This window comes from Paraburkholderia sp. J63, assembly GCF_905220245.1.
Lineage (GTDB): Bacteria > Pseudomonadota > Gammaproteobacteria > Burkholderiales > Burkholderiaceae > Paraburkholderia.
Genome location: NZ_CAJMZF010000145.1, coordinates 1 through 784, shown reverse-complemented (window position 1 = coordinate 784; position 784 = coordinate 1). Strand labels below are relative to the sequence as shown.

At 69.4% G+C, this 784-nt stretch carries 1 protein-coding gene; it reads right to left on the bottom strand.

Translation table 11 applies throughout. From position 1 onward, the window contains the following. A partial coding sequence (locus U5775_RS38880; protein WP_322063429.1) for a type VI secretion IcmF C-terminal domain-containing protein occupies positions 1-784 on the bottom strand: 784 nt, incomplete at both ends.

Here is a 784-nt window from a genome sequence, read left to right as displayed (position 1 = left end):
CGCGTTCCCGCGTCGAGCGTCTGCCAGGTCAGCGATGCGCGGCCAGCGAGGCCGTTGCCTGGCCACACGAGCGGTGTCCAGGTCTCCCGCTGGTTGAAGTAGACGATCTGCTGTCCGTCCACCGTCAGCTCGGTACGCGTCACGCCGGGCGTCGGCTGCGGCATGATGCTGAAGTGATAGCCCGCCTCGCCCTGCGCGTAGAGACGTGCGCCCAGCGGGCCGGTCAGCCGCAGCATGGCGAGGAACTTCGGGTCGAACTGCAGCGACTGCGGCGCGAGTTCATTCGGCACCCACTGGTCGCCCTGACGCTTGAGCACCCCCGACAGCTCGACCTCGACGAAACGGTTGATCAGCCCCGTATCGGGCCGCACGTACCGGCCAAACTCGGCGAAGGACGCATCCGGGCCCGTCGGCGCGAACGGATAGCGCGAGGCGAACGCCACCTGGAAGGGTGAGTACACGGCCGCGCGCCACGCGTCGTTCAGGCTTGCGGCAGCAGGCTGGAGGACGGCCTGCCAGGCCGCGTCGAGCGGCTGCACGAACATCGTCTGGCCGAAGCCCGCCCACTGCGCGCCCAGGCTCGCAGCCGTCAGCGCCGCATCGTCGTGCGCCTGCGTGAGATCCGAGAGCTTGCCCTGAAACACAGCCTGCGCGAGACCCCGCGCCATCGCCTGCGCATCCGGGCTCGACTGGATCTGCTGGAGCTTCAGGCGCACGGTCGTGTCGGCCGTGAGGACGCGCGAGAGGCTGACGCCATTGAACGCGGCGGCGTTCGCAGCATTGC